This is a genomic window from Corynebacterium simulans (assembly GCF_001586215.1).
In the GTDB taxonomy this organism is placed as follows: Bacteria; Actinomycetota; Actinomycetes; order Mycobacteriales; family Mycobacteriaceae; genus Corynebacterium; species Corynebacterium simulans.
In genome coordinates, this window is record NZ_CP014634.1 from 49580 (window position 1) to 75213 (window position 25634).

The following is a 25634-nucleotide window of genomic DNA, read 5'->3' on the forward strand; positions in this document are numbered from 1 at the left end:
CTAAGACCAACTGAATACTTTTCACACAGTTAGCTCGGAAAACCGATTTGAGGTTCCGGGCTATTAGTCGTTTTAGAGGGGACGAACCATGAAGGAAGTCTTATTGTTTAACGCCTGGATCACGGCGAAAACGACTAAACCCACCGCATAGAAGCGGTGGGTTTATCTATCGGAGGCAGTTTCGCAAACGATTTAAGTTAGTTTCACGAAACCGTCTTCCGGTTTGGTCGGACTAACAGGATTTGAACCTGCGACCCCTACACCCCCAGTGTAGTGCGCTACCAAACTGCGCCATAGTCCGCCGTCACATCTCGAGGATGCGACCTGAATAGATTACATCAGTAGTATTCACTGATTCCAATCGCCTGTGTGAGCTGGGTATTGCTTAAAAATCGCCGGTGCTATATACCCACTGCCCTTGCGTGCGCCGGAACTGGGAGCGCTCACGCTGGGAGCCTGCGGCCGCGCCTTTGTAGAAAGCTTCGAACTCCACGATTCCCGTATCATCGAGCGGGCCGCCATCGACGGTATCGATGATGTCCAGGCGATAAAAGCGGATACCGTTGTCTTCCAGGTGTAGGCGCTCTGGCCGGGTTTCCGGGTCCCAGGTGCGCAGTAAGTAATCCTCATCGCCGGTCACGAAGGCCGAAAAGCGTGAGCGCATGAGGGCCTCTGCGGTCGGGGCGGGCTTGCCGCCGTGGAACTTGCCGCAGCATTCGCCGAAGCAAAGCCCGAGCCCACAAGGGCAGCGGGCTTCGGGGCTCAAGGGGTTGAGCACGATCATGCTTCGACGTCCACGATTTGGGCGGCGCCCAGCAACTGCTCAACAGGAGAGGACTTCGCGGCCTCGAGCAAGGTCGACTTCTGCTGCGCGGAAAGATCGCCCACAAGCTTTATGCGGCGCTCAAACGTCGTGTCCCCCACATGGGTGACGTTGACCTGGACGTCGTCGAGCGGCATGCCTTTGGAGGCTTCCTTAATTGTCTGCGTGGTCGATGCAGCTAGCGCGGACATCAGCAGGCCCTCCGCGGTAAAACCTTGGCCCTTTCCGCCCTGCTTCTTGGGGCGGTCAGCCGTGACGCTGCGCTCATTGTGGCGAACCACCACGCCGAACTTAGTGCCGACTGCCGGCTGCGCTTCAGCTGCGGTTTCATCGATGTGGGTTGGTACATTCTCCGGCACGATGAACTGCTCGAACCAAGCACCAATGAGGTCTGCGGCGCGGGCAGCGGCACCCTGCTTGGTGATGAGGTGGTCTGCCTTGTCCAAGGCCACCAAGGACTTGGGGTAGCGCGTCTTTAAGAAGATGTTCTGGGCATTGTCGATGCCAACGGTTTGGTCGATCGGGGAGTGCAAGATCATCAGCGGCTTGCGCAGCCGGCGCAGGTATTCCTCTGGGTTGGTATCCGCCAAGTCTTCGAGGAAGTGGCGGGAGATGGTCAGCGCGCGACCGCCGAGGATGACCTCGACCTCGCCGTTTGCGTCGACCTCACCAATCTTGTCGGCGTAGTGCAAAACAGAGTGGGCAGGATCAAATGGTGCGCCAATGGTTGCTACTGCCTTGAGCGAGCGAATACCGCTTGCCGCTGCCAGGGAGGCGGCGCCGCCCAAGGAGTGGCCCATCAGAAGCTGCGGAGCGGAGTAGTTTTCAGCCAGCCAGTTTGCTGCAGCCTGAATATCAGCAACATTTTGGCTGAAGTTGGTCTCACCGAAGTTGCCCTCGGACTGGCCGAGGCCCGGGAAATCGAAGCGCAGGGTGGCTACGCCGAAATTGGTGAGCTGCTTAGATACGCGAGCTGCACCGGGAGTGTGGCGCGATCCAGCAAAGCAGTGCGCGAAGATCGCAAAGGCTTGTGGCGCGGAGTCAGGAAAGTCAATGGTACCCGCCATCATGGTTCCAGTGGAGGACGGGAGCTTCACGTTCACAGATTGCATAAAGACTAGGATATAGAGCCGTCTCTACATAGGCCACAGAGGGTTAGCTAGAGTCGGTAGAGTTAAAGATTTACTTAAGAAGCATTCAACAGTAACGGAGACGAACATGGGTGCATTTGGCTGGTTTTGGAAGGCCATGGGTGCGCAGAGCGAGCGGAACGATAAAAAGTCGAAAGCCATCGTGGATAGCTCCGGTGCTGCGACCCAGGAGCTATCCGCGCTTGACGACGCCGCCGTGGCACAAGCCGCCCGCGACTCTGTGCGTGAGGGTGAAATCGCAGATAAAGCGCGATTTTTGGCAGCCCTTGCCGTGGCCAGCGAGCGTACGCTTGGCATGCAACCTTTCCACGTTCAGTCCCAAGCGGTGTTGCGCCTGCTTTCCGGAGACGTCATCCAGATGGCCACTGGTGAGGGCAAGACCCTCGTCGGAGCCATGGCCGCAACCGGCTTCGCATTGACCGGTAAGCGCGTCCACCTTGTGACGGTAAACAATTACTTGGCCGATCGGGATGCTGAATGGATGCGCCCGCTAGTCGAATTTTTTGGCCTCACCGTAGACTCCGTGACGGAGAAGAAGGACGCCGCGCAGCGTCGCAAAGCGTATTCCTGCGACATTATTTATGCCCCAGTCAATGAGCTCGGCTTCGACGTGCTGCGCGATAACCAGATCACTAGTCGCGAGCAGACCGTGCAGGCGCGAGCCGACGTCGCTTTGGTAGACGAGGCTGACTCTGTTTTGGTCGACGAGGCTCTGGTTCCGTTGGTACTGGCAGGAAACCGTCCAGGGGAGGCTCCCACGGGTCACATCACCAATGTGGTTTCGCGACTTCGTGAGGACTTGGACTACGTCATCGCCGAAGATGGCCGTACCGTTGCTTTGACCGATGATGGCGCGGCACGCGTCGAGCGCGAGTTGGGCATTGACTCGCTGTATTCCGAGGACAACATCGGAACGATTCTGGTCAAGGTGAATCTGGCTTTGCACGCCAAGGCCTTGCTGATTCGCGATATCCACTACATCGTTGTAGATGGCAAGTTGCAGCTAATCGACGCCTCCCGCGGCCGCGTTGCTGACTTGCAGCGCTGGCCGGACGGCCTGCAGGCTGCGGTGGAAGCTAAGGAAGGCCTTGAAGTCTCCGAGGGTGGCCGCATCCTCGACACGATCACTCTGCAGGAGCTGATGCGCCGTTACCCGACGGTGTGCGGAATGACCGGCACCGCGGTTGAGGCGACTGACCAGTTGCGTCAGTTCTATGATCTGCGCGTTTCTGTAATCGAGCGCAATAAACAACTGCAGCGTTTCGACGAGGCCGACCGCATTTATGCCACGGTCGAGGAGAAATCGAAGGCTATTGTCGACGAAATCGTGGCCCTTAACGCTACTGGCCAGCCGGTTCTCGTGGGCACGCACGATGTCGCGGAGTCGGAGGATTTAGCCGAGGCACTTCGCGAACGCGGCGTCGAAGTCAGCGTGCTCAATGCCAAGAACGATGCTGAGGAAGCTCGCATCGTCGCCGAAGCCGGCGATATCGCACGCGTGACCGTCTCGACGCAGATGGCCGGCCGCGGTACAGACATCAAGCTGGGCGGCGCTACTGAGGCTGACCGCGAGCAGGTCGCGCAGCTGGGCGGTCTCGCCGTCATCGGTACTTCGCGCCATCGCACCTCCCGCCTGGATAATCAGCTGCGCGGGCGTGCTGGACGCCAAGGAGACCCGGGCCTGTCGCTCTTCTTCGTGTCTTTGGAAGACGACGTCGTCAAGCAAGGCGGGGAGGACGAAGCCCTCTCGGCGCAGCCGGACGAAACTGGCCGTATTGAATCCAAACGCCTGGCAGACTTCGTGGCGCATTGTCAGCGCGTAACCGAAGGCCAGCTGCTGGAAATTCACGCGCAGACTTGGAAGTACAACCAGCTGTTGGCGGATCAACGCGTTATCATCGATGAACGCCGAGCGAAGCTGCTCGACACCGCAAAAGCCTGGGAGGAATTAGCTGAGCGCGCTCCCGAACGTGCCGCGGAGCTTGCCGAACTTCCCGCAGAGGTAAAGGAAAAAGCCGCTCGGGAAATCATGCTCTACCATCTCGACCTAGCGTGGGCCGACCACCTAGAGCTGATGGACGATGTCCGTGAGTCGATTCACCTGCGCGCGATTGCCCGTGAGACACCGATCGACGAATATCACCGTATTGCGGTCCGCGAGTTCAAGGATTTGGCGCAACGTGCCGTGGAGGAGTCGGTGGCTACCTTCAAGTCGGTGGACATTGATGAAAAAGGTGCTCACCTGGAAGATTCGGGGCTTGCCCGCCCGAGTGCCACCTGGACGTATATGGTCTCCGATAATCCCTTGTCTGGCGGAGGAAATTCCGTACTTAAAGGAATCGGTAATATCTTCCGTTAAAGTAATTTATGAAACAAATCTGGTGAGGATGCTCGCGGAAGCGGGCGAATCGCTAATATGGAATAAGTCAACACTAATCCGACACTTCGGAGGTAAAAATGAGCGAGCATACCGGTACGCCGGAACCGCAGGTAGAAACCACTTCTGTATTCCGTGCAGACCTTCTCAAGGAGATGGAAAACGGCGCTGCCGCCGGTAATGACACCTCCGTTGCAGGTGCGGAAAACCTTTCCGAGGGCCAAGCCCTCCTCGTTGTAAAGCGTGGTCCGAATGCAGGTGCCCGCTTCTTGTTGGACCGCCCAACCACCACCGCGGGCCGTCATCCAGAGGCAGACATCTTTTTGGATGATGTCACCGTTTCCCGTCGCCACGCTGAGTTCCGCGTGAACGAGGGCGAGTTTGAGGTCGTCGATGTCGGATCCCTGAACGGCACCTACGTCAACCGCGAGCCGCGTAACTCCCAGGTTCTTCACGTGGGTGACGAGATCCAGATCGGCAAGTTCCGTCTGGTCTTCATCGCCAATCAATAAACACGTTTCGAGTCTTTAGAGAAATTCAAGAGAAGTATAGTGAGCGCAGCACAGTCTAACGCCGCGGCCCTGCGGAAAGGGACCGCTAAGGCCAAAAAAGCTAAGACCATGTCGATCGGCGTCGTCCTGGAACATCTGAATCAGCAGTTCCCAGACGTCACCGTGTCGAAGATTCGATTCCTCGAGTCTGAAGGTCTAATCACGCCGCAGCGTACTGCCTCCGGTTACCGTCGTTTCACTCAGGAAGACGTTGATCGCCTTCTCTACATTCTCACCTCTCAGCGTGACAACTACACCCCGCTGAAGGTCATCCGTGAGCAGCTGGAAGCTATGGATTCCGGCCAGGTCACTGCAATCGTTTCTGCTGGCAAGGCAGAAACGTTGCTGAGCCCGGACCAGTTCCGTGCTCCGGTTGTTACGCGTCTTACTGACGCAGAGGTTGCTGATCAGGCAGGCTCCACTGAGGTGGAGGTTGCCGGCCTAGTCAAGATTGGCCTGATTACCCCGGACGCATCGGGGTTCTTCGATGCGGATGACGTCTCCGTAGTATCTGCCGCAGTAGCTCTTAAGGCATTCGGTTTTGAAGAGCGTCAGCTGAAGTCGCTGCGCAACAATGCCCGCCGCCAAGCAGATCTCATCGCGCAGGTTGCCTCCCCGGTGGCCAACTCCAACTCGGATACTGCCGTGCAGAAGGCCGAGGAATTGTCACAGCAGATGACCGCTTTGGTTGTCTCGCTGCACGCGACCATGGTCAAGACTGACCTGCGTCACGAATACAACTCCTAGATTTCCCGATTTCGCCGCTAGTGCCTGGTGCTAGCGGCCCACATAAAGCTCTCCGTCACCACGCGGCGGGCAAATGTGGGAGAGTGGAGAGCATGGGAAAAATTAGTCTTGAGTTCCACGGCATTCACGTTATGGAGCCGGAAAGCGAACTATGCGCTCTTATGCGCTGGGTAGAAGGAAATCGCATCCTCCCCGTTTGGCTCTCGCAACTAGAAGGCGCGCGCGTTATGCAGCGCCTCGACGGTTATAGCGAAACCCGCCCCACCACACACGACCTTCTCATCGAGCTCATTGAGCAACTCGGTGGCGTGGGCTCCATTGAGATCGTTAACTATTACGAAGGCACCTTTATGGTCGACATCGTCGATGCGGCGGGTGAGGCGCACGACGCAAAGCTTAGCGATGCTCTGGTGGTTTCGGAACACTTCAATGTACCAATCACTGTAGAAAAAGAGCTGTTGTCTAAAGTGGCCGTCTTTGTCTCGGATGACGATATGGATGCTTACTTTGATTTCCATTTCGATCCGCCCGCCGACGATGCTGGTGAGGAAGTGGCGAAAACGTCCAGCTCAGATAGCTCCGCTTCGGGTAACCCGCAGGCAGATGCTGATTTCGAGGCGATGATGCGCTCGTTGGGCGTCTCTGAAGAGGACTTTTTTGAAACGGAAGATAAAAAAGATTCTAATGACACGCGTGTGACTAATGATGACAATGGGGACGAAGAAGTCTAAAGTAAAGCTAGAGAGTTTGGCCAAGCTTTAGCCTCTAGCCTTGACGGGGTTAGGGGCGTGGCCTTTAATTAAGCCCTAGAGGCTTCCAACAAACCCCATTGGAGTAATTACGTGAGCATCAACGAGAACCTAGACGAGTACAACGCCTCCCACGGAGCAGGCGAGGGCTACGTGCAAGAGTCGCTCTTCGACGTCGGACCGGACGAGGAGCTCGGCTACCGTGTGCCAATTGCCTGCCAGGTAGCCGGCATTACCTATCGTCAGTTGGATTACTGGGCACGCACCAACCTTGTCAACCCGTCCATTCGCAATGCACGTGGCTCCGGCTCCCAGCGTCTGTACTCCTTCAAGGACGTTCTGGTTCTCAAGATTGTCAAGCGTCTGCTCGATACCGGTATTTCCTTGCAGAACATTCGCCTGGCAGTTGAGTCCCTGCGTGACCGTGGCGTTAACGACCTTGCAGAGCTGACCCTCGTCTCCGACGGAACCACTGTTTACGAGTGCCGCTCCAACGATGAGGTCATTGACCTTTTGGCAGGCGGCCAGGGCGTTTTCGGCATCGCGGTCCCGGGCATCCTGAAGGAGCTTTCCGGCACTATCTCTTCCTTCCCGGCAGAGCGCCTGGACGAATTCAAGGACGAGACCGTCATTGGTATCGACGAGCTGGCTGCACGCCGCAACCGTAAGTCCTCCTAGGTCCTAGGCCGCGTAAAGCGGCCTTGCTCCCGTGGGAACCCGCGGGTCAGCTTCAAAACGCTTACAGTCCCCAGCTCGAGCTCACGTGAGTTGGGGACTGTAAGCGTTTTAGCGTTTTCTCATATCTGTAGAACGTGCCGTTTCGGCGTAGTTGGTAGGGGCAATCCGCGTAGTTGGTCGGGGTTTTCCGGATAGATGGTAGGGCTCTCTGTTTTCGGTCATTGTATAGGTGGCGTTGGCACAACTTGTGCCGGCGCGTCATCACCTTTCATGACCTTAAGGAGGGCCTTTCATGGCCAACTTCAAAGACATCATGGCGATGTGTTTGGACGGGGGAAGCTATGCTGCCATCTCTGCGGCGTTGGGATGTTCCAACCGGGATATTGCCAAAACCAAGACACTGATTGCGGACCTGAGCATCACCAAGGAGTCGTTTGCTCAGCTGGATCCATCATTCTTCGACGAGCACTTCAGCGACCATCGCGGGGCCCGTCGCAAGCGCTACGACCAGCCAGACTTCGAAAAGCTCGCCAAGCGACTAGCCAATAACAAGCACTTGACCCGCCACAAGCTCTGGCTGGACTACGTTGCTGCACCTGTCGGTGAAGGCGAGTCGAAGTATCAGTACTCCCAGTTTTGCGAACGCCTGCGCACCCACATCCGCACCACTGGAATGACCTCGATTATCGAACACGAGCCAGGCCAGGAACTCTATGTCGACTGAGCCGGCGACAAGGTTTCCATCATTGACAAGGCCATCGGTGAAGTCGGCATGAAAGCCAGCTTATTCGTGGCCATCTGCCCCTATTCTTCACTGTTGTTTGTGACAGCAACAGCTAACGAGAAGATGGACAACTGGATTTCCTGCCATGTGAAAGCCTTAGACTACCTCGGTAAATGCCCTGGCATCATCGTTCCTGACAACGCACCGACCGCGACTTATCGGCCGGTGAAGAACAAGCCCGGCCGGCGCATTCAACAACGCTACGCGGACTTCGCCGACTACTACGACATCCTGCTCGTACCGGCCCGACCTGGAAAACCTCGGGATAAGGCCGCTGTGGAACGCGCCGTCCAACTCGTCTACTCGCGCATCCTCGGCTACTTCGATGGGATCACCTTCTACAGTCTTGATGAACTCAATGAGGCTATCGCCCAGCGCGTCGACGACATCAACATGAATATGCCTAGGCCCGATGGGATAACCCGTAAAGAGTTGTTTGATGCTGATGAAGCGCCCATGATGCGTGACTTACCAGATACCCCGTTTACGGAAGTGTCCTGGCGAAACGTCAAAGTCGACCGTAACTGGCACATCTGCTGCGACTACCAGTACTACTCAGTGCCGTTCCAATACATCGGCAAAACCCTGCGGGCACGGCTGACCAACAGCCTGGTGAGCATCTTCGACGGCGACGACCTAGTCGCAGAGCACTCACGTATGCACGGGTTCAAGTACCGCTATTGCACTGACCCAGCCCATACCCCGGATAAGGACATTGCCGGGGTCAAACCTCTTACCCGTGACGAGCTGCTTGCTCGAGCATCATCATTTGGGCCGGCAACGGCCAAGGTCGTCTCCTCAATTTTGGAACGCAACGCCAAAGCCGTACCCCGCGGGCTACACACTGCCCGCAACGTGCTCGTCAAGCTGGGCAACAAGCACAACAAGACCACGCTTGAGCCTGCCTGCCAGCAAGTCATTGACCATAGCCTGGCACCCAACATGCAGGTCATCGCGCGGATTCAGGCCGACATCGCCCGCAACGGTCACACCCTCAACCAAACGCCAGCCGTCCAGGCCGATCACGCCCAGTCGCGCATTGTGGATATCACCGCAATCCCTGATGCAGTATTCCTGCGCCCAGCCAGCCACTACGACATCCCGAAGAAGGAGGCCTAGACCATCATGACCACCATCAACCTTGACGATGACATCCGAGCTACACTGCGTAAACTGCGTCTTTCCACCTTCGCTGATATCTTTTTCGACCTAGTCGCCGCCGATGACGCCAACACCGCTCTACCGGAGGAAATCTTCCTCAAAGCCGTGGAAGAAACCGCGGCCAAGCGCCGGCAAACCAACATCGCAAAAGCCATCACCCAGGCGAAATTCCGCTATCCGGGAGCAACACTCGCCGAGCTGATCAACCCAGATGAACGAGGGTTGAATCTACGCCAGCTCAAACGACTAGCCGCAACACCCTGGCGCGACGAACCTTCCAATGTGCACGTCCTAGCGCCCACCGGTGCGGGTAAAACCTACATCGCCTGCGCTATCGGTATTGCTGCTTGCCAGGCTGAATACAGTGTCGCGTACTACCGGCTGGATCAGCTCGTCGATGAATTAGGGGCCTTCCTGCCAGCAGATGAACGCTATGTAGCTAAAATGCGCAAGCTACAAAACATTGATGTACTCATCCTCGATGATTTCCTGACCATAGGAATCAACCAGCGCGGACAAGAAGACCTAACCAAGATCATATTCGACCGCGACGGCAGACTGCCGACCATCATCGTCTCCCAGACAACCGCCGCCTACTGGGTGAAGAAACTACCCGACCCCATCGGCGCGGACTCACTGGTCAGCAGACTCAATGCCGGACAGCGCATCGAACTCGGCGACTACGACATGCGCCAACACCTGGCAAGCGCCACATATGGCGCCAACGAGTAGTCGATCGGATTAGAAGCCCGGCCGCTGGCCCCAACAGGGCCAGCGGCCCGGCCCTACCACCTAGTCGGAATCCAGCCCTACCACCGTTCCGCAACACCCCTACCAACAAGCCGCTCTCAGCAGAACGGGCTAGTAAGGCACTAGCTCTAGGTGCACCGCAGCCGGATCTCTAAATGGTGAGGACGCGACGTAAAAGCTGTGCTTGATGTATAGCGATGATGTTGGTGTTACGCGACCTCACCATCTGATCCTCACCATTTGGACTTCACCATTTGGACCTCACCATTTGCAGCGAAAGACGGAGACGCTACGGGGGGAGGCCCCGAGGTGGCGTAAGGCCAGCAACGGCGATTAAACTCCTGCGGCTTGATTTAGGGCTTTCTCGAGGGCGGACTGGTCGGCAGGGTCGGTGACTTCGGTGAAGGAATCGGCGGCGTCGTCAAGCACTGCGTCTTTTTCCCCGGGGCCAATATGCACGACGGAAAGCGAGACGTTGTCGCTCTTGGCATCGGCGAGAGCTTGCTGGAAAGTTGGATCATCCATGTCTTGGGCCGTACCGGTGGTAACGAGCAGAACCTTGGCCTTTTGCTCGGTGCCTGCGGCTTGGTCGGCTGCGTTTGCCACCGCTGCGGTCACGGCGCTGCGGGTCTGCGGAACGCCGCCGGTTCCAAACTGCTGCAGGGCAAAGGCCACTGGGGCGGCCTCCCCATAGCCGATATTCTGGCGGTAGCCCACCGTCGCGGTCTCAGACAGTGGGGAAGAATAGTTCCACAGGCCTACCAAACCAGACTTTTCGCCAAGCGCGTTGGCGGTGTTGCCCAAGGCCTGCGTTACCTGGTTGAAATACGGTGCCAGACCCTCGGAGGTATCGAGGAGAACCAGGGTATTTTCGGCGAACGTGGCAGGCTTATTTTCCTCTGGTTGCTTCTCCGCGGAAGAAGGAGCGCTTTCTGAAGACTCAGGCGCAGAGCTTGCGGCGGCGCTGCTTTCTGCTTGCTCATCGCGCGCGGCAGCATCAGAAATTGCTGCGCCTGATTCCTCGGCTGGCTCTACTGCGGAAGACGCTGCTGCAGTGGCGGTCGAGGCGTCATCGTTGCCGCGGAAAAGGAAATAGGCGCCGACGGCGAGTGCGAGGATCAACGCTGCAAGGAGGGCCAATACCCAGCCTGCCACTGCGAATGTGTTTTTGCCGTTGGAATGTCTTGCCACGAAAGTTCCTTCCACACTGGGGCGGTAATAGCCGTTCTCACAACCGGATATCGAGCCTTAAGGAGGCCACATTAACGGTTGCTAATTGTAGCCGCCATGGCTTCGTCAACAATGGCGACAAGCCGTTGACGCAATGGTTTGGCTTTCTGGGCTAGCCCGCGCTGGCGCTCCACATATTCCGCCTTGCCGGCCGCGGTCTCGATTGGGACCACGCCGAAGCCCCAGCCACGGCAATCATAAGGTGAGGCCTCCATGTCGAGTGTTCTGGCTTCGATGGCAAGTTCCAGCGTTTCGATGAACAGTTCGCCTGGAACCAGCGGGCCGAGTTTCCAGGCCCACTTGTAAAGGTCCATCGTGGCGTGGACGCAGCCGGCCTGGTCGCTGTCTGGTTGGCCCTCACGGGTCAAGACCGTGAGGTTGAGCGGGCGCGCAGGCTCCGTGAAAAATCGGAAAGCATCATAGTGCGTGCAGCGAATGCGATGGGATTCCACTACCTCGTTGGTGCGTTCGGCACCAAGGCGTAGCGGCAGGTTATGGCGCGGTGAGTCCGTCTTGTAGACCATGGCCCACTCATGTAGCCCGAAGCAATCGAACTGAGCCGGATTCGTGGTTGTTTTAGCCATCAGGTTGCGGATATAAGTGATGGAATCGCCCCGCCGTGCCCAGAAGTTTCCCAGGTCAAGGGTTACGCCTTGCTCTGTGCGATGGTAGTCGCGCCATTCCTCATGCGGGATCGTGCCCGGCGTGCCGGCGAGCGTGACGTTAAAGCCAGGGTGCCAACGGCGCAAATGCGAGGGACGCACCGGATAGTACTCGAAGAGGAAGTCATAAACCGGGTGATAGTCACCGGGATGGCGGAACTGGGCTAGCAGCTCGTTGGCGCGGGAGACGTGGGCGTCATGCCGTGTCCGCCACTCCTGCTCAGTCAGCAGCATTAGCGCTGACCACCACCTCGGCGGCGAGAGCCACCTGGCTTTCCGTTGCGGGAGCGGTAGCCCTTGCCGTTGCTCGAGGCTCTGCGGTCTGTAGAGTTGCGGCCCGAGCCCTTCTTCGGCTGATTAGGCTTACCCTGCGAGCCTTTCCGGGATCCAACCGGCTTTTTCTTCCCGCCTTGCTGGGAAGATGCATTCTGATTCGGTGGAGGAAGGGGGCTACCGCTTGGCTTACGCGCGCCGGTGATCTTGGCTAGCTCTGGGGCACCGGCGGGGGTGGGGCGATCGCTGAGATCGAGTTCTGCTGCCGCAACGCCGGCCTTCTTGATGAGCTTGGCAACTTCCTCACGCTGTTGGTCCATAACTAGTGTCACCACGGCACCTGATTCGCCGCCGCGCGCGGTACGGCCAGCACGGTGCAGATAAGCCTTGTGCTCAGCTGGTGGGTCAACGTGGACGACAAGGGAAACGTTCGCGATGTCGATGCCTCGGGCAGCGATATCGGTAGCCACGAGCACCGGCACGGATCCGTCGGCGAAGCCCTCAATCGCCTTGGTGCGTGCACCCTGGCCCTTATCGCCGTGCAGTGGAAATGCATTGATGCCCACACGGCGCAGCTTCTTGGCTTGGCGGTCGACGCCATGCTTGGTGCGCATGAACATGATCGTCTTGCCCTCACGTGCGGCGATTCGCACGACGACGTCGTTTCGCGCGTCGCGGTCGCCCACGAATACCAGGTGGTGTTCCATCGTGTCCACGGCAGCCTCAACAGGCGCAGTGGAGTGTGTTACTGGGGAGTGCATGAACTGGCGCACCAGCTTGTCCACGTCTCCGTCCAGCGTGGCAGAAAACAGCAAGCGCTGGCCGTCGGCAGGCGTGAGCTTTAAAAGCTTGCGCACCTGCGGCAGGAAGCCCATGTCCGCCATGTGGTCAGCCTCATCGAGCGCTGTGATGGAGACGTCCTCCAAGGAGAGCTTGCCCTGGTTGATGAGGTCCTGTGCACGGCCCGGCGTGGCAACCAAAAGGTCGACGGGACGTGCCAGAGAACGGATGTGATGATTGATGTTCACGCCGCCGACCACGGAAAGCACGCGCAGGCCCAAGGCATTAGCTGGGTCGTTGAGGCGCTCGTGGATCTGGGTGGCAAGCTCGCGGGTGGGCGCGAGCACTAAGCCGCGTGGCCGGGCAGGCTTCGAGGCGCCGGATTGAGCCAGGCGCGCGAGCATCGGCAGACCAAAGGTGAAGGTTTTGCCGGAGCCTGTCGGGCCGCGGCCAAGCACGTCCTTGCCAGCGAGCGCGTCAGGGATAGCCGCCTGCTGGATGGGAAATGGTTCGGTGATGCCCTGTTTGTTGAGGACACACACGATTTCTTGCGGTAAGCCGAGTTCGGCGAAAGTAGTCATTGCCTTAAATCTTAGTGGCCAACGCTTCTTAGACCGCAATCCAGGCAAAGCAAAAGCGCTAGGCATCCTCCGCTGAAGAAGAGAACCTAGCGCCTTGAAAGAAGGCTGAAAAAGCCTTTTTACATCTCAGTCAGGCTGCGGTCGCCGGACCACTCGATGTGGAAGGTGCCTTCCTTGTCCACGCGCTTGAAGGTGTGCGCACCGAAGAAGTCACGCTGACCCTGAATCAGCGCAGCCGGCAGACGCTCAGCGCGTAGGCTGTCGTAGTAGGACAGGGAAGAGGCGAATACCGGCACCGGCAGACCCATCTGGGTTGCGGCAACGACAACGCGACGCCACGGAGCGATGAGTTCGGCGAGCTCGCCCTTGAAGTATGGGTCGAGGATGAGAGCAGGCAGCTGCGGGTTGGTGTCATAAGCCTCGCGGATGCGATCCAGGAACTTCGCGCGGATGATGCAGCCGCCGCGCCAGATGGTGGCAAGATCGCGTGGGTCAACGTCCCAACCGAACTGCTCGGAGCCAGCCTTGATCTCATCGAAGCCCTGCGAGTACGCGATGAGCTTGGAGGCGTAAAGGGCACGGCGTACGTCCTCGATGAACGCCTGCTTGTCGACATCCGAGGGGATGAGGCCTGCTGGCAGCTCACCGTCTTGCGCAGCTGCGCGCTGAGTAGCAGAAGAAGACAGTGCGCGGGCGAAGACTGCCTCTGCGATGGCGGTGACTGGTACGCCGAGCTCTAGGCCGTTGATGGCGGTCCAGCGGCCAGTGCCCTTTTGGCCGGCGGCGTCCAGGATGACGTCGACAAGCGGCTTGCCCGTTTCTGGATCGTTCTGTGCGAGTACCTCAGCGGTGATCTCAATCAGGTAGGAATCGAGGTCGCCGGAGTTCCATTCCTTGAATACCTCAGCGATTTCTGCCGGCTCCAAGCCCGCGCCGTAGCGCAGCAGCTGGTATGCCTCGCCGATGACTTGCATGTCGGCGTACTCGATGCCGTTGTGGACCATCTTGACGAAGTGGCCAGCACCATCCGGGCCGATGTGGGTAACGCACGGGGTGCCGTCGACTTCAGCGGCGATGGACTCGAGAATTGGGCCCAGAGTCTCCCAAGATTCAGCCGGACCACCCGGCATAATGGAAGGACCGTTGAGAGCGCCCTCTTCGCCGCCGGAGATGCCCGCGCCGACGAAGTGCTTGCCCTTGGCAGCTACTTCCTTCTCACGGCGCATTGTGTCCGTGTAGAGGGCGTTGCCGCCGTCAATGATGATGTCGCCTTCATCCATGGCTTCTGCCAGCTGGTCGATGACTGCATCGGTAGCCTTGCCCGCCTGAACCATGATGATGGCCTTGCGTGGGCGCTCGAGAGAAGCGACGAAGTCCTCGATGGTCTCGGAAGGGATAAAGTTGCCTTCAGAACCGTGCTCTTCGATGAGCTTGTGGGTCTTTTCCGGGCTGCGGTTGTAGACGGCTACGGTGTTGCCGTTGTGGGCAAAGTTGCGGGCCAAGTTGGAGCCCATAACAGCCAAGCCGACAACGCCGATGTGGGCGAGTTCAGTCTTTTCAGTCATGGGCTCTATCCTACGTCAGAGTTTGCAGCTACTCTGTCATGGCATGAGCCAAGAAAACCCAGACAAGTTTGAACTCATGGCGAAAATGGTCGCCACCGTCCAAGAACGCCCGCTTTCCGCCGAGGAACTCGCGATTTTCAACGCCCACAACCACGGCTTTGGCGAGCTGCTCGGCCTGGATTTTACTTTTGTCTCGAAGGACGAAGTACGTGCCCAGCTTGAGGTCAAGCCTGAGCACCACCAGCCGTGGGGCGTTGCCAACGGCGGCCTTTATTGCTCCATCGCGGAATCCGTGGGCTCCATTGCATCCTTCGTTGCAGCGGCTGCACCGGTCGTTGGAATCAACAACAATACTGACTTCATCCGCTCAGTGTCTGACGGAATTCTGGAAGCAGTGGCAACACCAGTACAGCTGGGTCGGCGCACTCACATCTGGTGCATTGAGATGCGCCAAGCCGGCAAACTCATTGCGCGCACGAACCTGCGCACGATGGTCAACCCATAGTGCTGCGGACCCTAGGGAATGCTGTGTACTCCCTAGGGCGTTTGTTTCAGCCCTAGAGCCAGTGGTTGCGTCGGAACCACCACCACATGACCGCGACCACGAGCACCATGACGCCTAGCGCCATGAAGTAGCCGCCGCCCCAGTGCAGTTCCGGCATGACATCGAAGTTCATGCCGTAGATGCCGGCGACCAGGGTAGGGGCAGCCCACATGCCGACCACCGCGGAGATGGTGCGCATGTCGCTGTTTTGCTGCATGGTCACCTTGGCAACGGAGGCGTCGATAAGCGAGGTTAAGCGCTCGTCGAAGCCCGCAACCTGGTCCTTGACCACAAGCTCGTGGTCGTTGACGTCGCGCAGGTAGGAACGGATCTGCTTGGAGATGAGATCCTTGTGATCATTGGTCATGGCCTTTAGCGCTACCGAAAGCGGGTCAATGGCGTGCTTCATCTCCAAGATCTCACGCTTAAACATGTAGATCCTGTCGATGTTGAACTTGGTCTGTGGGGTAAAGACCTCTTCCTCGATCTCATCGATCTCTATTGCGATGAGGCGAACGATCTCGGAGTAGCGGTCCACCAGCATATCCAGAATCTTCCAGGCCATGGCTACCGGGCCGAGCTCAACCAAGTCCTGCTCGTCCTGCACGGTGTAGGCGAGATTGGGCAGCTTAGCCGAGTGGCGCACCGTAATGATGAAGTTGTTGCCCAAAATCATCTGGACCTCACCAGTGGAGATGATCTGGCGCTTATCGGCAACCTCATCATGGTCGCGGTAGTTAACCGAGCGTGCGACGACGAAGAGCTGGTCATCATAGCGCTCCAGCTTGGGACGCTGGTGCGCCTGAACGGCGTCTTCCACAATCAGCTCGTGAATACCGAACTCGGAAGCGACCTTCGTCATCTGGGATTCATAAGGCTCATGCAGACCCACCCAAACGAATCCGCGGCCATATTCCTCGACGGTCCGGAGTGCGGAGTGAGGGGTGAACTCGCCCGGTAGTGCCTCGCCGTCGACGAAGACACGGCAGTGTTCTATCGCGCGCTCAGCTGGAACGGAGAAGGTGCGGGAGGAACTAGGAGGATCGTTTCTCTTGCGTGGCCTAAAGGGCGACGGGACAGACGGCATCGTTTCAGCCTCCTTCACTTCTATAACGTTTGCGCGCCAAAACAGGTTCGGCAGGCAGTTTTACTTAGCGGCTAAATCCTACACTGCTTAGGGCATATACTAGTTTTCATGCCTACCTGGAAAGAAGTAACCGCAGCTAACCCCGCGCACTCGGAGAATTTCGCACGCAAATGGAAGATGCTTGCTGCGCAGGGCAAAGACATCCACGGTGAAGCACGGCTTGCCGACGCCATGGTGGAACGCGGCTCTCGCATCCTCGACGCCGGCTGTGGCACGGGCCGCCTAGGCGGCGAGTTGGTGAGCCGCGGCCACACGGTGGTGGGCGTCGACGTGGACCCGATCCTGATTTCGCATGCCGAGCATGACTTTCCGGATGGCCAGTGGGTAGTCGGCGACTTGTCTGAAGACGAGATTCCCGAAGGCGACTTCGACCTAGCGGTATCTGCAGGTAACGTCATGACCTTCCTGGCAGTAGATGGCCGTGAGGCAGCCCTGCGCAATATCTACAACTCGCTGCATTCCGACGGCCGTTTTGTCGTCGGTTTTGGTGAGGGCCGCGGCTGGGCATTCGATGACTTCCTGACCTTAGCTAAGGAGGTGGGCTTCCGCGTTGATTTCCTTTTCTCCTCGTGGGATATGAAGGTCTTCAAGGAAAGCTCCACCTTCCTGGTGGCGGTTCTCACGCGCCCGGGCGCTGACCTTCTCTAAACGCGCTTGAGTAGCTGATACGAGCTGCTATGAAAGCCCTGCGAGGCGTCGCAGCATATGGCCATGGTCCACCGGGCCGTGGCCTTTTCCTACGTTTAGGGCATCCGCATTGGCAATCGCCTCGTGCAGCCAGGTGGTGGACCATTCCAGAGCCTCTGCTAGATCTTCGCCGGCGCCCAATCGTGCTGCCAGTGCCGAAGACAGTGAGCAGCCGGTGCCGTGGGTGTTCTTGGTCTCTACGCGCGGGCTCGATACCTGCACTAAGACGCCGTCCGCGCTTACAGCAGCGTTTCCTGCATCGCCGGATGGCAGGTGGCCGCCTTTGACGATGACGGCAGTGCCGGTATCAGCAGCCCAGCGCTGGGCGATGACCGTAGCCTCCTCGAAGGTCTGGGCCTGCGGAGTATCTGTGAGCACCGCGAGCTCCTTCAAGTTCGGCGTAATCACGGTGGCCTTGCTGCACAGCTGCCGCACTGCGGCCTCAGCTTGCTCGTCCAAGAGGCGATCGCCACTCGTTGCGACCATGACTGGGTCGAGAACAACCGGCGTGGAAGGTGCTAGCTGGTCTAGAAACTTTTCCACGGAGGCGGTGATATCTGCATTGCCGAGCATGCCGATCTTGACGGCGTCAACCGTGACGTCGTCAAGCACTGCGTCCAACTGGGCCTGTAGGAACTCCAGCGGCGGCGTGTGCACCGAGCGCACGCCCTGCGTATTTTGCGCCACCAGCGCCGTTACCACGGACATGCCATAAGCACCCGCAGCCATAAACGCCTTCAAGTCCGCTTGGACGCCGGCGCCGCCTGTCGGATCGGTGCCCGCAATGGTCAATACGCGCGGCAAACTACCCCGTGGATGAGAATTCTCCACAACTATCCCTTCGCTAGTGCTAACTAAGTGCAGGTTCTAAGGGTCTAATCTCAGCCGCAGGCCTGCGGCACCCCTTGTTGTAGAAGTGAGATTAACAAAGACTGGGAGTGCACGAAGGCGGTTTGCCTAGCTTATCGGCAGGTAGTGCGTTGGAGGCCCCGTCTATTATCACGCAATGTTGCGGAGTTCAGATGCATCGACAAAAGAAGAGTCCAGCTCCCACGGCGTTGTGGGAGCTGGACAATGCATCAACCTAATGCGGACTATGCCCTAGTATTCGGTACTGCAACGTCAGAGATTTTTTGAACAATGACTTTCTGGCCCTTGAATTTGCCGCTCTTCATGATAGCTACGCCATGGCCTGCGTGCTTGGCATCGTCAGCGCGCATGTTGGCGCGGTGGCCGCTGGAATTGTGCCAGCTGTTCCAGACGGCTTCGGACACATCATTGGTCATGATGATCGCAATGTTTTCGCGTTCATTGAACTTAGGGTCGTGGTAGAACTGGCCGGTCTCAGCAAGATAGTTTGCCCACTCCTGAGCGCGCTGATCCATCGTGCTGGAGCGCTGTACCGCCTCCAAACCATACTTTGCGCGGTACTTGTTGAGCTCGTTGAAGACGCGGGTTTGATCTGCAGCCACGTTGAAGTTTCCGTTGCTAGGGCTCGTAACCGAGGGATTGCCCGGCTGCGGTGCATTGGAGCTAGAGCCCACTGAACCGCCGGTGAAAATACCGACGAGAGTCAGGATGAGAGTGAGAAGGCCGGCCAGAATCTGCGGGACCATGTTGAGCAAGGAAGTAGGCATAGAGAACCGTCCTTGTAAGGAGAGAAGGGGTAGATACATTTCTCATATAACCACCCGTCACGCGTCTTCGGACGTGGTTCCGCAGAAACGAGATCAAGGACACAAAATCCCCCGCACACCAGGTGGTTTGGTGGTTGTGCGGGGGATAGCTGCAACAGTTAGAACAGCGACTATTTGGGCCTACTTGTTCTTGTTGATGAAGTTGCGAGCGATGCGCTGCTGCTCGGTGATTTCGAGGTTGCCGCGGTCGCGGGAGATCATGTTCTGGATCCAGTTCACCGCGACGGTGGTGCGGTTGCGGAAGCCAAGGACGTACATGATGTGCAGTCCCATCCAGGAAACCCAAGCCGGGAAGCCATCGAACTCGGTCTTGCCCATCTTCACAACCGCGTTGAAGCGGGAGATGACGGCCATGGAGCCCTTGTCGAAGTACTCGAATGCCTCGCGCTCGTTGGCGGTGGACTCCTCGTCGACCTTTGCCTTGATGAGCTTGGCCACGTGTGCGCCACCCTGGATCGCAACCTGTGCCACGCCAGGCAGGCGGTTCAGGGAGATCATGTCGCCGACCATGTAGACGTTGGAGTGCTGGCCCACGGTCAGATCATCATTAACGGAGACACGGCCAGCGCGGTCTGCTTCGACGCCTGCCTGGTCAGCAACCATCTTGCCCAGTGGGGAAGCGGCCACACCGGCGGACCAAATCTTGGTTGCGCCCTCAATGGTGACGACTTCGTCGTTCTTCATGTTCTTGTAAGTGACGGCGTCCTCGGTGACGTCAGTGACCATGGCATTCAGACGCACATCGACGCCAAGACGCTCCAGGGTGCGCTGCGCCTTGCGGCCCAGGCGCTTGCCGAATGGCGGAAGAACCTGCGGTGCGCCATCAAGCAGGTAGATCTTGGCGCTGGTGGTGCCGTAGTTGGAGTACTGGTCACGCAGAGTGCGGTTAGCCAGCTCGGCGATCTGGCCGGTCAACTCAACACCAGTTGGGCCGGCGCCGACGATGACGAAGGTCAGGAGACGCTCGCGCTCAGCTGGGTCGTCAACGAACTCGGCCTTTTCGAAGGCGGAGACGATTCGGGAACGCAGCTCCAGTGCGTCATCCAGGGTCTTCATACCCGGAGCGAACTCAGCGAAGTGATCGTTGCCGAAGTAGGACTGTCCAGCGCCAGCGGCGACGACGAGGGAATCGTAGGCGAAGGTACGCTGGAAGCCCTCCAGCTCAGCGGTAACGGTCTGGCCTTCCAGGTTGATGTCGGTGACTTCGCCGTTGACGAAGTGAGCGTTGGCCTGGTTGCGCAGTAGCTGACGGGTGGAAGGAGCAATCTCGCCGGCGGAAATCATGCCGGTGGCTACCTGGTACAGCATCGGCTGGAAAAGGTGATGGTTCTTCTTATCAATCAGGGTGATCTCAACGTCAGCGTACTTCAGCTGCTGAACTGCATTGAGGCCGCCGAAGCCGGCGCCGATGACGACTACATGGTGGCGTCCGCCTGCAGGGCGGTAAGGGGTTTCAGCCATAGTGGGGAGATACCTTCCTAAGAAAGCGAAAAGTTTTGTACCGAATCAGTCTAAACCCTAGTCACCGTACATGCATACTTTATGTAGGCTAAACAGCTCCTTCTTCGGCATGGCGGCGCATCTAGGTGGGCTTTTCACACTAGGGTTAATTGGAAGCCTTCGTGCACGTAGACGTTTGCCAAGGAGAAAACCGGACCAATGGGTGATTTTCCACATCTAGCCACCATCGATGCCAATCAGTGGCCGAGCGTAGCGACGCTTCCGGCGGTGAGCTTTGCACGTTTTAAAGCCCGGCGTGCGGAGGCGGAATTCGCCAAGGCCTGTGATCTCGCGGAGTTGGATCTGGATCCTGAATCTAAGGCAGAGGGCGGACCAGACCTTTCCGTGTTGCACGACGCCCTCTTCATTCGCATCGCAGCCACCGGCTGGCTTGGCTTTGCGGAATCTTATCTGGCGGGCGAGTGGACCACCGCTGACTCTGACAAGCTGGTCAAGGTATTGCGTGGACTGCTGCGTGCGAATTATCGCCCGAAGGCGCGCGAGCTCGACGTCGAGCATTCCACCCCGGGTGAGTTACCCGTGGAATTGGTGCGTCTTTATGCCGGTGATGGCTATACCCATTCGGGCGGCATCTTTGCCAGCGGCGTTCCCACGACAGTCCGAGAGGCGGTGCCTAGCTTTAGTCCACAGGCTGGCCGCAAGGAACCTAAGGAGCACTTCGTTGACGTCACGCACGTTAGTGAGCCGACTGCGGTGGACCGTACCGATCTAAAGGATGGCCAAGAGCGTGCTGCGCAGTGGCTTCTCGACGCCACGCGCACCGGCGCCGGCACTCATCTGCTGGTTTATCCCGCAGCCGGAATGAATGTGGCTGTCGAAGCAGTCAACAGGCGGGCGACGGTGGATGTGCTGACTGCCGACGCCGAGCAAGTCGAGGACTTCAACGAAACCCTAGTGCTCGAGGGCGCAGCAGATTCGGTACAGGTTCAGCAGATCGATGACACCGTGCCGCATCCGAAACAATGGCGTGGTCGCTACGACGCGATCATCAGCGTGGAAAAGCTAGAGCTGCTTACGCCTGCAGAGCGCAAGCGCTTCGTGGGGATTCTGGATCGCTCTCTGATCCCAGAGGGCAGGGTCGCGCTCGCCTCGACTTTTGCTACCGAGACGATGACCCCGGCTGCCCGCTCGGCGTTACAGGTACTGCGCGCCTATGTCTGGCCCGGTCTGGATTACCCAACGCTCGAGGAAACGCACAAGCTTTTCGACCGCAACTCGAATCTGCGCATCGTCGCGCAGACGCACGTGGGCGGTCACTACGTGGAATCGCTACGCGAGCAGCGCAGCTATTTCGATGGTCATCTACGCGAAGCCGCGGCGGCAGGTTTCGATCCTGTGTTCCGCCGCCTGTGGACTTTCCAGTTTGCGTTGCGCCAGGCTTTGCTGGAGCTTGGCCAGGTGGATGCCGTGCAGCTCACGGCCACCCACCGCCACCGTGGTGGCCGCCGTTAAGGCGTGACCACTGGGCGCGAAGCCCGCTCGAGCAGTACCGCGATTGAGTCGTAGGCCTTGCCGGAGATCATCTCCAGGCCCATCTCACAGGTGCGGTTGTCGGAGACGAAGGCATCGAAGTCTTCCGCCTCCAGGCTGGCTCGCTCCTCACGGGTGGCAGATTCCACCAGCTCCGGGTGCAGCATGACGCGGTCACCAGCGGAGCCGCAACACATGGCGCCCTCTGGCACCTTGGCTTCGCCGCAGAGTCCGGCCAAGGCAACGAGGTCATCGCTGATACCCATGTGGTGGGTAGAACACGTCGGATGTACTGCGATCCTGCCCATAGAGTGCACGATCGGCAGGTGAGGGGCCACTTCATCGCGCAGCCATTCCACAACATCCATGATGCGCAGCTGATTCCACAGTTTTAGCTCGGCGTCGGAAAGCTCTTCTGGCACGTTGTCGAGCAAGCCATGAGTGCAGCTGGCGGCGTCGACAATGATCGGCAGTGCGCCCTCGTCGGACCACTGCCAGAGATCGCGCACGATCTTGGTGGCTTGGTAGGTAAAACCCTCCTTATAGCCCTTGGATGACCACGGGGTCTGGCGTCAGCATTAGCGCTTCAGTTCTTTACGCCGGAGGCTGCGTTGCCTGGCGTCGTTGCTGCGGTGTGGGCGAACATTACTGGCGCCGTGTTCGCGGCGCTGGTTCGCCGCAAGCCTTTGCCGGGAGAAAGCGGACCCGGAGGTGATGCCGAGACTGTCGGTGAGTCTGACTCTAGTGCACGGAGGGAGGCAGACGAGGTTTCTGTGCCTGCCGGTTAGATGGGAGATTGGCCAGCCCTGTCTGAAATGACATAATGTACATTATCGGACATTTATCAATATAGATAAACGCGATCGCCCGCCATTTTCGCGGTTGTCCGGCATACACTTACACCACCGTTTAAAGTAACTGTGACTTTAAGCGGTGGTGTTTCCGTTACTGGCGTTTGTATGCGTTAAACAATTGGAACCCCGTCAGACATCCCAATAAGACTGCAACGCCGAGCAACAACCACATCTGTTGGATGCCGACGAATATGGCAAAGCCAATCAACACTACGAGCCTGAACCAGATGATCGGAATCAGATGTTTGGAGTTCATCACTATCTGATTTTCTACTTCTCGAGCGTTACACGGATATTAACTTCGCCTTCTTCGGCGATCTTTGCGGCGATTAGTTCTGGGGTCTCAATTCCATAATCCAGTCGGTTCACCGGAATGTTGCCGCCCAGGACAATCGTCTTGCCGTCACGGACAACGTCAAAATCTTCACTAACCTTCTTCGTCTTGTCCTTAATAGTAAGCTCGCCCGTCAGTGTCACCTTGGCCAACGAGCCGTCCTCAGGAACGTTCGACAAGTCAGCGGGCTCCGTCAGCTTGAAGCTGGCCTCCGGGTACTCGCGCGTGATGAAGAGCTTGTCCTTCATATTCTGGTCACGGACCTTCTTATCCGTGGTCAGGCTGGTCATATCGACAACGATTGTGCCTTCTTCAACCTTTTGGTCCTTAATTACGGCCTGACCTTCAACTTCCTTGGTGGAACCCGAGGTGCGGGTTTTCTCAGCAGGTAGGATTTCGTCGATGCTGAAGCCAACTGAGGTGAAATTATGCGGCGTACCAGCGATAACGTGCCATTTGCCGTCTAGTTCAGTGCTTGCTGGCTTGGTATGTGTGGCGTCGACAGGCTTGGTCTCTACGCCACGGCCCATGTAGATCGAGTAAAACAGCGGGCCAAGCGCCACCAAGGTTGCAATGAGGATCAGCACCACGAAAATGGAGATGACCAGCTTGCGGTTACGTAGAAGTTTCTGCATTTGTCCTTATCTCAATTCCTCGAGCCGACGTGCCAGAGTGACAAGCTCCGTGCATAGCTGTTGAAGCTCTTTAGCGTCCGCGCCTTCCTGTGCGGCAATCCCGATGTCCTCTGCGGAGCAACGCAGCTCAAACAGGCCGTCGCGAAGCGCGTCAGCGCGTTCGGGCGTCATGATGACAGCGTCTTTCGGAATCGAGGTTCCAGAGACGTTGTTGCGCTGCTCGTATGCTCGTTGTTTGCAAGATGGGCTGCAGAATTTACGAGGGCGTCCACGCCCTCCTTGCGGGATCTCCTTGCCGCACCATTGGCATGTGGCTTGGGCGCGGTCGCGGGTAGCTTGACGGATCACCTGATACACCTTAGTCCATTTATCCCGGGGTGGGAACAAACCCGCGGAGTACTTCGTTATACTGTTAGTTTCTTGGGTGATGTATGTCTACCCTTCCAAGCACACTTTATGAAAAGGATGATGTTGCATGGCAGATCGCGTACTCCGTGGTAGCCGCATGGGCGCCGTCAGCTACGAGACGGACCGTGACCACGATCTCGCACCACGCCAGATGGTCAAGTACCGTACCGAAGATGGTGACATCTACGAAGTTCCTTTCGCAGATGATGCGGAAATTCCTGAGGAGTGGATGTGCAAGAACGGTAAGCTTGGCACCCTGATTGAGGGCGAAGGCGTTGAGTCCAAGCCAGCTAAGCCACCACGCACCCACTGGGATATGCTGCGTGAGCGCCGCTCCATTGAGGAGCTGGATGAGCTTCTCAGCGAGCGCATTGAGAACCTGCGCTCCCGCCGTCGTTCTGCCGCTCGCCTGCTCAAGGAACAGCAGGAGAACCAGGGCTAGTGCGGCCTTCCCCAGCGGAGAAACGCAGCTAAATAGAAATAAGAAAGCGGCCTGTCAGCTCTCCTAGATATTAAATCTAAGTGTTAAAGGAGAAGCTCACAGGCCGCTTTTGCGGGCTTAGCCCGACGAAGTACTTGGTGTACTACTTGGAGTTGCCGAACTGGTGCTTGAGCAGAGACTTGACCTCGTCTGCGAAGTCACCGGTCCAGGCAAGGCCTTCCTTGACCTTGGCACCCAAGCCCGGGATGTTGCTGTGGCGGTAGGTGTAGGATGCGATGTTTCCTACCTCACCGGCGAAGTTCTTGACCTGCTCAGAGCGATGCGCGACGCCCCACTTGGTTACCTCCATCAGTGAATCCTTGACGAAAGAGCCGTCAAGCTTAGACTCGCCGTACTCGCGCTCGGTGAAGGTGATTGGCACCTCGCGTACATCCCAGCCGTCTTTGACGGCGCGGAAAGCAAGATCTACCTGGAAGATGTAGCCAGCCTTAGACAAGTCTTCGAAGTCGATGGACTCGAGCAGCTCGCGGCTGAATGCGCGGTAGCCTGCAGTCATATCGGACAGGCCTGCGCCCAGAGCCACTGAGATGTAGATATTGCCCAGGCGAGACAGGTACTCGCGGGAAGCCGGCCAGTTGACGGTCTCGCCGCCTGGAATGTAGCGGGAGCCGATTACCAGATCAGCGCCCTTGTCGATCTCAGCGAGCAGCAGGTGCAGTTGCTCCGGTGCGTGAGAGCCGTCAGCGTCCATCTCACAGAGAACCTGGTAGTCGCGCTCTAGGCCCCACTTAAAGCCGGCGATATAAGCGCCCAGCAGGCCACCTTTGCCCTCACGGTGCAGGACGTGCAGCTTTTCGTCTTCAGCTGCGAGCTTATCCGCTGCTTCACCGGTGCCGTCGGGAGAATTATCGTCAACGATGAGGATGTTGACCTCTGGCGTTGCCTTGCGGACGCGTCCGGTGATTAGCGGAAGGTTTTCGATCTCGTTATAAGTCGGGATGATAACCAAGGTGGAAGCGTGGGTGTTGCTCAC

General features: G+C 58.0%; 26 protein-coding genes, 1 tRNA gene, 1 pseudogene and 1 riboswitch. Of the genes and pseudogenes, 13 read left to right on the forward strand and 15 right to left on the reverse strand.

Annotated elements, in window-relative coordinates; genetic code table 11:
• Positions 1-224: 224 nt before the first annotated feature.
• The 3 genes from WM42_RS00230 to WM42_RS00240 form a co-directional block, all read right to left on the reverse strand.
• Positions 225-301, reverse strand: a tRNA-Pro gene (locus tag WM42_RS00230).
• Positions 302-385: 84 nt separating this feature from the next.
• Complete coding sequence (locus WM42_RS00235) at positions 386-784, reverse strand: YchJ family protein (protein ID WP_062034979.1); 399 nt, start codon at positions 782-784, stop codon at positions 386-388.
• The gene (locus WM42_RS00240; protein WP_062034981.1) at positions 781-1935 is read right to left on the reverse strand and encodes a bifunctional alpha/beta hydrolase/OsmC family protein; all 1155 of its coding nucleotides are present in this window, start codon (positions 1933-1935) and stop codon (positions 781-783) included. The genes WM42_RS00235 and WM42_RS00240 overlap by 4 nt, the downstream gene beginning before the upstream one ends.
• Positions 1936-2041: 106 nt before the next feature.
• Between WM42_RS00240 and secA2 the strand changes: the two genes are divergently transcribed.
• The 8 genes from secA2 (at position 2042) to WM42_RS00275 (ending at position 9753) form a co-directional block, all read left to right on the forward strand.
• The gene (secA2, locus tag WM42_RS00245) at positions 2042-4333 is read left to right on the forward strand and encodes an accessory Sec system translocase SecA2 (RefSeq protein ID WP_062034984.1); all 2292 of its coding nucleotides are present in this window, start codon (positions 2042-2044) and stop codon (positions 4331-4333) included.
• A gap of 98 nt (positions 4334-4431) precedes the next feature.
• Positions 4432-4863 (forward strand): oxoglutarate dehydrogenase inhibitor Odhl, encoded by a 432-nt coding sequence (odhI, locus tag WM42_RS00250; protein ID WP_062034986.1) that lies wholly within the window; start codon positions 4432-4434, stop codon positions 4861-4863.
• 39 nt (positions 4864-4902) lie between these two features.
• Positions 4903-5649: a transcriptional regulator FtsR gene (ftsR, locus tag WM42_RS00255; RefSeq protein ID WP_061922567.1), complete on the forward strand. Its 747-nt coding sequence runs from the start codon at positions 4903-4905 to the stop codon at positions 5647-5649.
• 92 nt (positions 5650-5741) lie between these two features.
• Entirely contained in the window at positions 5742-6380 is a 639-nt protein-coding gene (locus WM42_RS00260; protein WP_061922564.1) for a bifunctional nuclease family protein, read from the forward strand.
• 117 nt (positions 6381-6497) lie between these two features.
• Positions 6498-7076 carry a MerR family transcriptional regulator gene (locus WM42_RS00265; RefSeq protein WP_141741042.1) on the forward strand — a complete coding sequence of 193 codons (579 nt, stop codon included), beginning with the start codon at positions 6498-6500 and terminating at the stop codon, positions 7074-7076.
• A 292-nt stretch (positions 7077-7368) separates the two neighbouring features.
• Positions 7369-7800, forward strand: coding sequence for a hypothetical protein (locus WM42_RS13535; protein WP_235591277.1), 432 nt, complete (start codon positions 7369-7371; stop codon positions 7798-7800).
• A gap of 99 nt (positions 7801-7899) precedes the next feature.
• The gene (locus tag WM42_RS00270) at positions 7900-8979 is read left to right on the forward strand and encodes a Mu transposase domain-containing protein (RefSeq protein WP_235591219.1); all 1080 of its coding nucleotides are present in this window, start codon (positions 7900-7902) and stop codon (positions 8977-8979) included.
• 6 nt (positions 8980-8985) lie between these two features.
• On the forward strand, positions 8986-9753 hold the full coding sequence (locus WM42_RS00275; protein WP_062034988.1) for an ATP-binding protein: 768 nt from the start codon (positions 8986-8988) through the stop codon (positions 9751-9753).
• Positions 9754-10104: 351 nt separating this feature from the next.
• Here the strand turns inward: WM42_RS00275 and WM42_RS00280 are convergent, their stop codons facing one another.
• The 4 genes from WM42_RS00280 to gndA all read right to left on the reverse strand — a co-directional run bounded on the left by WM42_RS00280 (position 10105) and on the right by gndA (position 14862).
• Entirely contained in the window at positions 10105-10962 is an 858-nt protein-coding gene (locus WM42_RS00280) for a VWA domain-containing protein (RefSeq protein ID WP_061922558.1), read from the reverse strand.
• Between the two features lie 71 nt (positions 10963-11033).
• Positions 11034-11897, reverse strand: a complete 864-nt coding sequence (locus WM42_RS00285; protein WP_061922555.1) for a hypothetical protein — start codon at positions 11895-11897, stop codon at positions 11034-11036.
• A complete protein-coding gene (locus WM42_RS00290) occupies positions 11897-13297 on the reverse strand; it encodes a DEAD/DEAH box helicase (protein WP_062034990.1) in 1401 nt (466 codons plus the stop codon). The genes WM42_RS00285 and WM42_RS00290 overlap by 1 nt, the downstream gene beginning before the upstream one ends.
• Before the next feature lie 119 nt (positions 13298-13416).
• Positions 13417-14862: an NADP-dependent phosphogluconate dehydrogenase gene (gene gndA / locus WM42_RS00295; protein ID WP_062034992.1), complete on the reverse strand. Its 1446-nt coding sequence runs from the start codon at positions 14860-14862 to the stop codon at positions 13417-13419.
• A gap of 43 nt (positions 14863-14905) precedes the next feature.
• On the opposite strand from gndA, the gene WM42_RS00300 reads away from it, so the two are divergent.
• Entirely contained in the window at positions 14906-15367 is a 462-nt protein-coding gene (locus tag WM42_RS00300) for a PaaI family thioesterase (RefSeq protein WP_235591039.1), read from the forward strand.
• 52 nt (positions 15368-15419) lie between these two features.
• Here WM42_RS00300 and corA read toward each other — a convergent pair whose 3' ends face one another.
• Positions 15420-16493 carry a magnesium/cobalt transporter CorA gene (gene corA, locus WM42_RS00305; protein WP_061922546.1) on the reverse strand — a complete coding sequence of 358 codons (1074 nt, stop codon included), beginning with the start codon at positions 16491-16493 and terminating at the stop codon, positions 15420-15422.
• Positions 16494-16601: 108 nt separating this feature from the next.
• Here corA and WM42_RS00310 point away from each other — a divergent pair, with 108 nt between their 5' ends.
• Positions 16602-17201 carry a class I SAM-dependent DNA methyltransferase gene (locus tag WM42_RS00310; protein ID WP_062034994.1) on the forward strand — a complete coding sequence of 200 codons (600 nt, stop codon included), beginning with the start codon at positions 16602-16604 and terminating at the stop codon, positions 17199-17201.
• Positions 17202-17228: 27 nt separating this feature from the next.
• Here the strand turns inward: WM42_RS00310 and thiD are convergent, their stop codons facing one another.
• The 3 genes from thiD to WM42_RS00325 form a co-directional block, all read right to left on the reverse strand.
• Positions 17229-18071 carry a bifunctional hydroxymethylpyrimidine kinase/phosphomethylpyrimidine kinase gene (thiD, locus tag WM42_RS00315; protein ID WP_062034996.1) on the reverse strand — a complete coding sequence of 281 codons (843 nt, stop codon included), beginning with the start codon at positions 18069-18071 and terminating at the stop codon, positions 17229-17231.
• Positions 18059-18156: riboswitch (TPP riboswitch) on the reverse strand. Its footprint overlaps the gene before it by 13 nt.
• A gap of 178 nt (positions 18157-18334) precedes the next feature.
• Positions 18335-18877 (reverse strand): CAP domain-containing protein, encoded by a 543-nt coding sequence (locus WM42_RS00320; protein WP_062034998.1) that lies wholly within the window; start codon positions 18875-18877, stop codon positions 18335-18337.
• Positions 18878-19057: 180 nt separating this feature from the next.
• Positions 19058-20398: an NAD(P)/FAD-dependent oxidoreductase gene (locus WM42_RS00325; RefSeq protein ID WP_062035000.1), complete on the reverse strand. Its 1341-nt coding sequence runs from the start codon at positions 20396-20398 to the stop codon at positions 19058-19060.
• Between the two features lie 198 nt (positions 20399-20596).
• Here WM42_RS00325 and WM42_RS00330 point away from each other — a divergent pair, with 198 nt between their 5' ends.
• Positions 20597-21910 carry a class I SAM-dependent methyltransferase gene (locus WM42_RS00330; protein ID WP_062035002.1) on the forward strand — a complete coding sequence of 438 codons (1314 nt, stop codon included), beginning with the start codon at positions 20597-20599 and terminating at the stop codon, positions 21908-21910.
• On the opposite strand, the gene WM42_RS13490 is transcribed toward WM42_RS00330, so the two are convergent.
• Positions 21907-22437, reverse strand: a complete 531-nt coding sequence (locus WM42_RS13490) for a heterodisulfide reductase-related iron-sulfur binding cluster (RefSeq protein WP_062035004.1) — start codon at positions 22435-22437, stop codon at positions 21907-21909. The two genes, WM42_RS00330 and WM42_RS13490, sit on opposite strands and share 4 nt — an antisense overlap.
• Positions 22438-22491: 54 nt before the next feature.
• On the opposite strand from WM42_RS13490, the pseudogene WM42_RS13540 reads away from it, so the two are divergent.
• Positions 22492-22716: pseudogene (locus WM42_RS13540) on the forward strand (hypothetical protein); the annotation flags it as partial.
• A 336-nt stretch (positions 22717-23052) separates the two neighbouring features.
• Here the strand turns inward: WM42_RS13540 and WM42_RS00340 are convergent.
• Together WM42_RS00340 and WM42_RS12815 are read right to left on the reverse strand one after the other, a co-directional pair.
• Entirely contained in the window at positions 23053-23751 is a 699-nt protein-coding gene (locus WM42_RS00340) for a YceI family protein (RefSeq protein ID WP_062035006.1), read from the reverse strand.
• Positions 23752-23757: 6 nt separating this feature from the next.
• Positions 23758-24099: a hypothetical protein gene (locus tag WM42_RS12815; protein ID WP_235591278.1), complete on the reverse strand. Its 342-nt coding sequence runs from the start codon at positions 24097-24099 to the stop codon at positions 23758-23760.
• Positions 24100-24226: 127 nt separating this feature from the next.
• Between WM42_RS12815 and WM42_RS00345 the strand changes: the two genes are divergently transcribed.
• Positions 24227-24601, forward strand: a complete 375-nt coding sequence (locus tag WM42_RS00345; protein WP_061922522.1) for an RNA polymerase-binding protein RbpA — start codon at positions 24227-24229, stop codon at positions 24599-24601.
• A gap of 142 nt (positions 24602-24743) precedes the next feature.
• Here WM42_RS00345 and WM42_RS00350 read toward each other — a convergent pair whose 3' ends face one another.
• A complete protein-coding gene (locus WM42_RS00350) occupies positions 24744-25634 on the reverse strand; it encodes a polyprenol monophosphomannose synthase (protein WP_062035008.1) in 891 nt (296 codons plus the stop codon).

What these genes read in the sequence shown, in the direction of transcription:
- WM42_RS00235 (WP_062034979.1), bottom strand. Translation starts at nt 784, where the DNA reads ATGATCGTGCTCAACCCCTTGAGCCCCGAAGCCCGCTGCCCTTGTGGG.
- WM42_RS00240 (WP_062034981.1), bottom strand. Translation starts at nt 1,935, where the DNA reads ATGCAATCTGTGAACGTGAAGCTCCCGTCCTCCACTGGAACCATGATG.
- secA2 (WP_062034984.1), top strand. Translation starts at nt 2,042, where the DNA reads ATGGGTGCATTTGGCTGGTTTTGGAAGGCCATGGGTGCGCAGAGCGAG.
- odhI (WP_062034986.1), top strand. Translation starts at nt 4,432, where the DNA reads ATGAGCGAGCATACCGGTACGCCGGAACCGCAGGTAGAAACCACTTCT.
- WM42_RS00260 (WP_061922564.1), top strand. Translation starts at nt 5,742, where the DNA reads ATGGGAAAAATTAGTCTTGAGTTCCACGGCATTCACGTTATGGAGCCG.
- WM42_RS13535 (WP_235591277.1), top strand. Translation starts at nt 7,369, where the DNA reads ATGGCCAACTTCAAAGACATCATGGCGATGTGTTTGGACGGGGGAAGC.
- WM42_RS00275 (WP_062034988.1), top strand. Translation starts at nt 8,986, where the DNA reads ATGACCACCATCAACCTTGACGATGACATCCGAGCTACACTGCGTAAA.
- WM42_RS00285 (WP_061922555.1), bottom strand. Translation starts at nt 11,897, where the DNA reads ATGCTGCTGACTGAGCAGGAGTGGCGGACACGGCATGACGCCCACGTC.
- WM42_RS00290 (WP_062034990.1), bottom strand. Translation starts at nt 13,297, where the DNA reads ATGACTACTTTCGCCGAACTCGGCTTACCGCAAGAAATCGTGTGTGTC.
- gndA (WP_062034992.1), bottom strand. Translation starts at nt 14,862, where the DNA reads ATGACTGAAAAGACTGAACTCGCCCACATCGGCGTTGTCGGCTTGGCT.
- WM42_RS00300 (WP_235591039.1), top strand. Translation starts at nt 14,906, where the DNA reads ATGAGCCAAGAAAACCCAGACAAGTTTGAACTCATGGCGAAAATGGTC.
- corA (WP_061922546.1), bottom strand. Translation starts at nt 16,493, where the DNA reads ATGCCGTCTGTCCCGTCGCCCTTTAGGCCACGCAAGAGAAACGATCCT.
- WM42_RS00310 (WP_062034994.1), top strand. Translation starts at nt 16,602, where the DNA reads ATGCCTACCTGGAAAGAAGTAACCGCAGCTAACCCCGCGCACTCGGAG.
- WM42_RS00320 (WP_062034998.1), bottom strand. Translation starts at nt 18,877, where the DNA reads ATGCCTACTTCCTTGCTCAACATGGTCCCGCAGATTCTGGCCGGCCTT.
- WM42_RS00325 (WP_062035000.1), bottom strand. Translation starts at nt 20,398, where the DNA reads ATGGCTGAAACCCCTTACCGCCCTGCAGGCGGACGCCACCATGTAGTC.
- WM42_RS00330 (WP_062035002.1), top strand. Translation starts at nt 20,597, where the DNA reads ATGGGTGATTTTCCACATCTAGCCACCATCGATGCCAATCAGTGGCCG.
- WM42_RS00340 (WP_062035006.1), bottom strand. Translation starts at nt 23,751, where the DNA reads ATGCAGAAACTTCTACGTAACCGCAAGCTGGTCATCTCCATTTTCGTG.
- WM42_RS00345 (WP_061922522.1), top strand. Translation starts at nt 24,227, where the DNA reads ATGGCAGATCGCGTACTCCGTGGTAGCCGCATGGGCGCCGTCAGCTAC.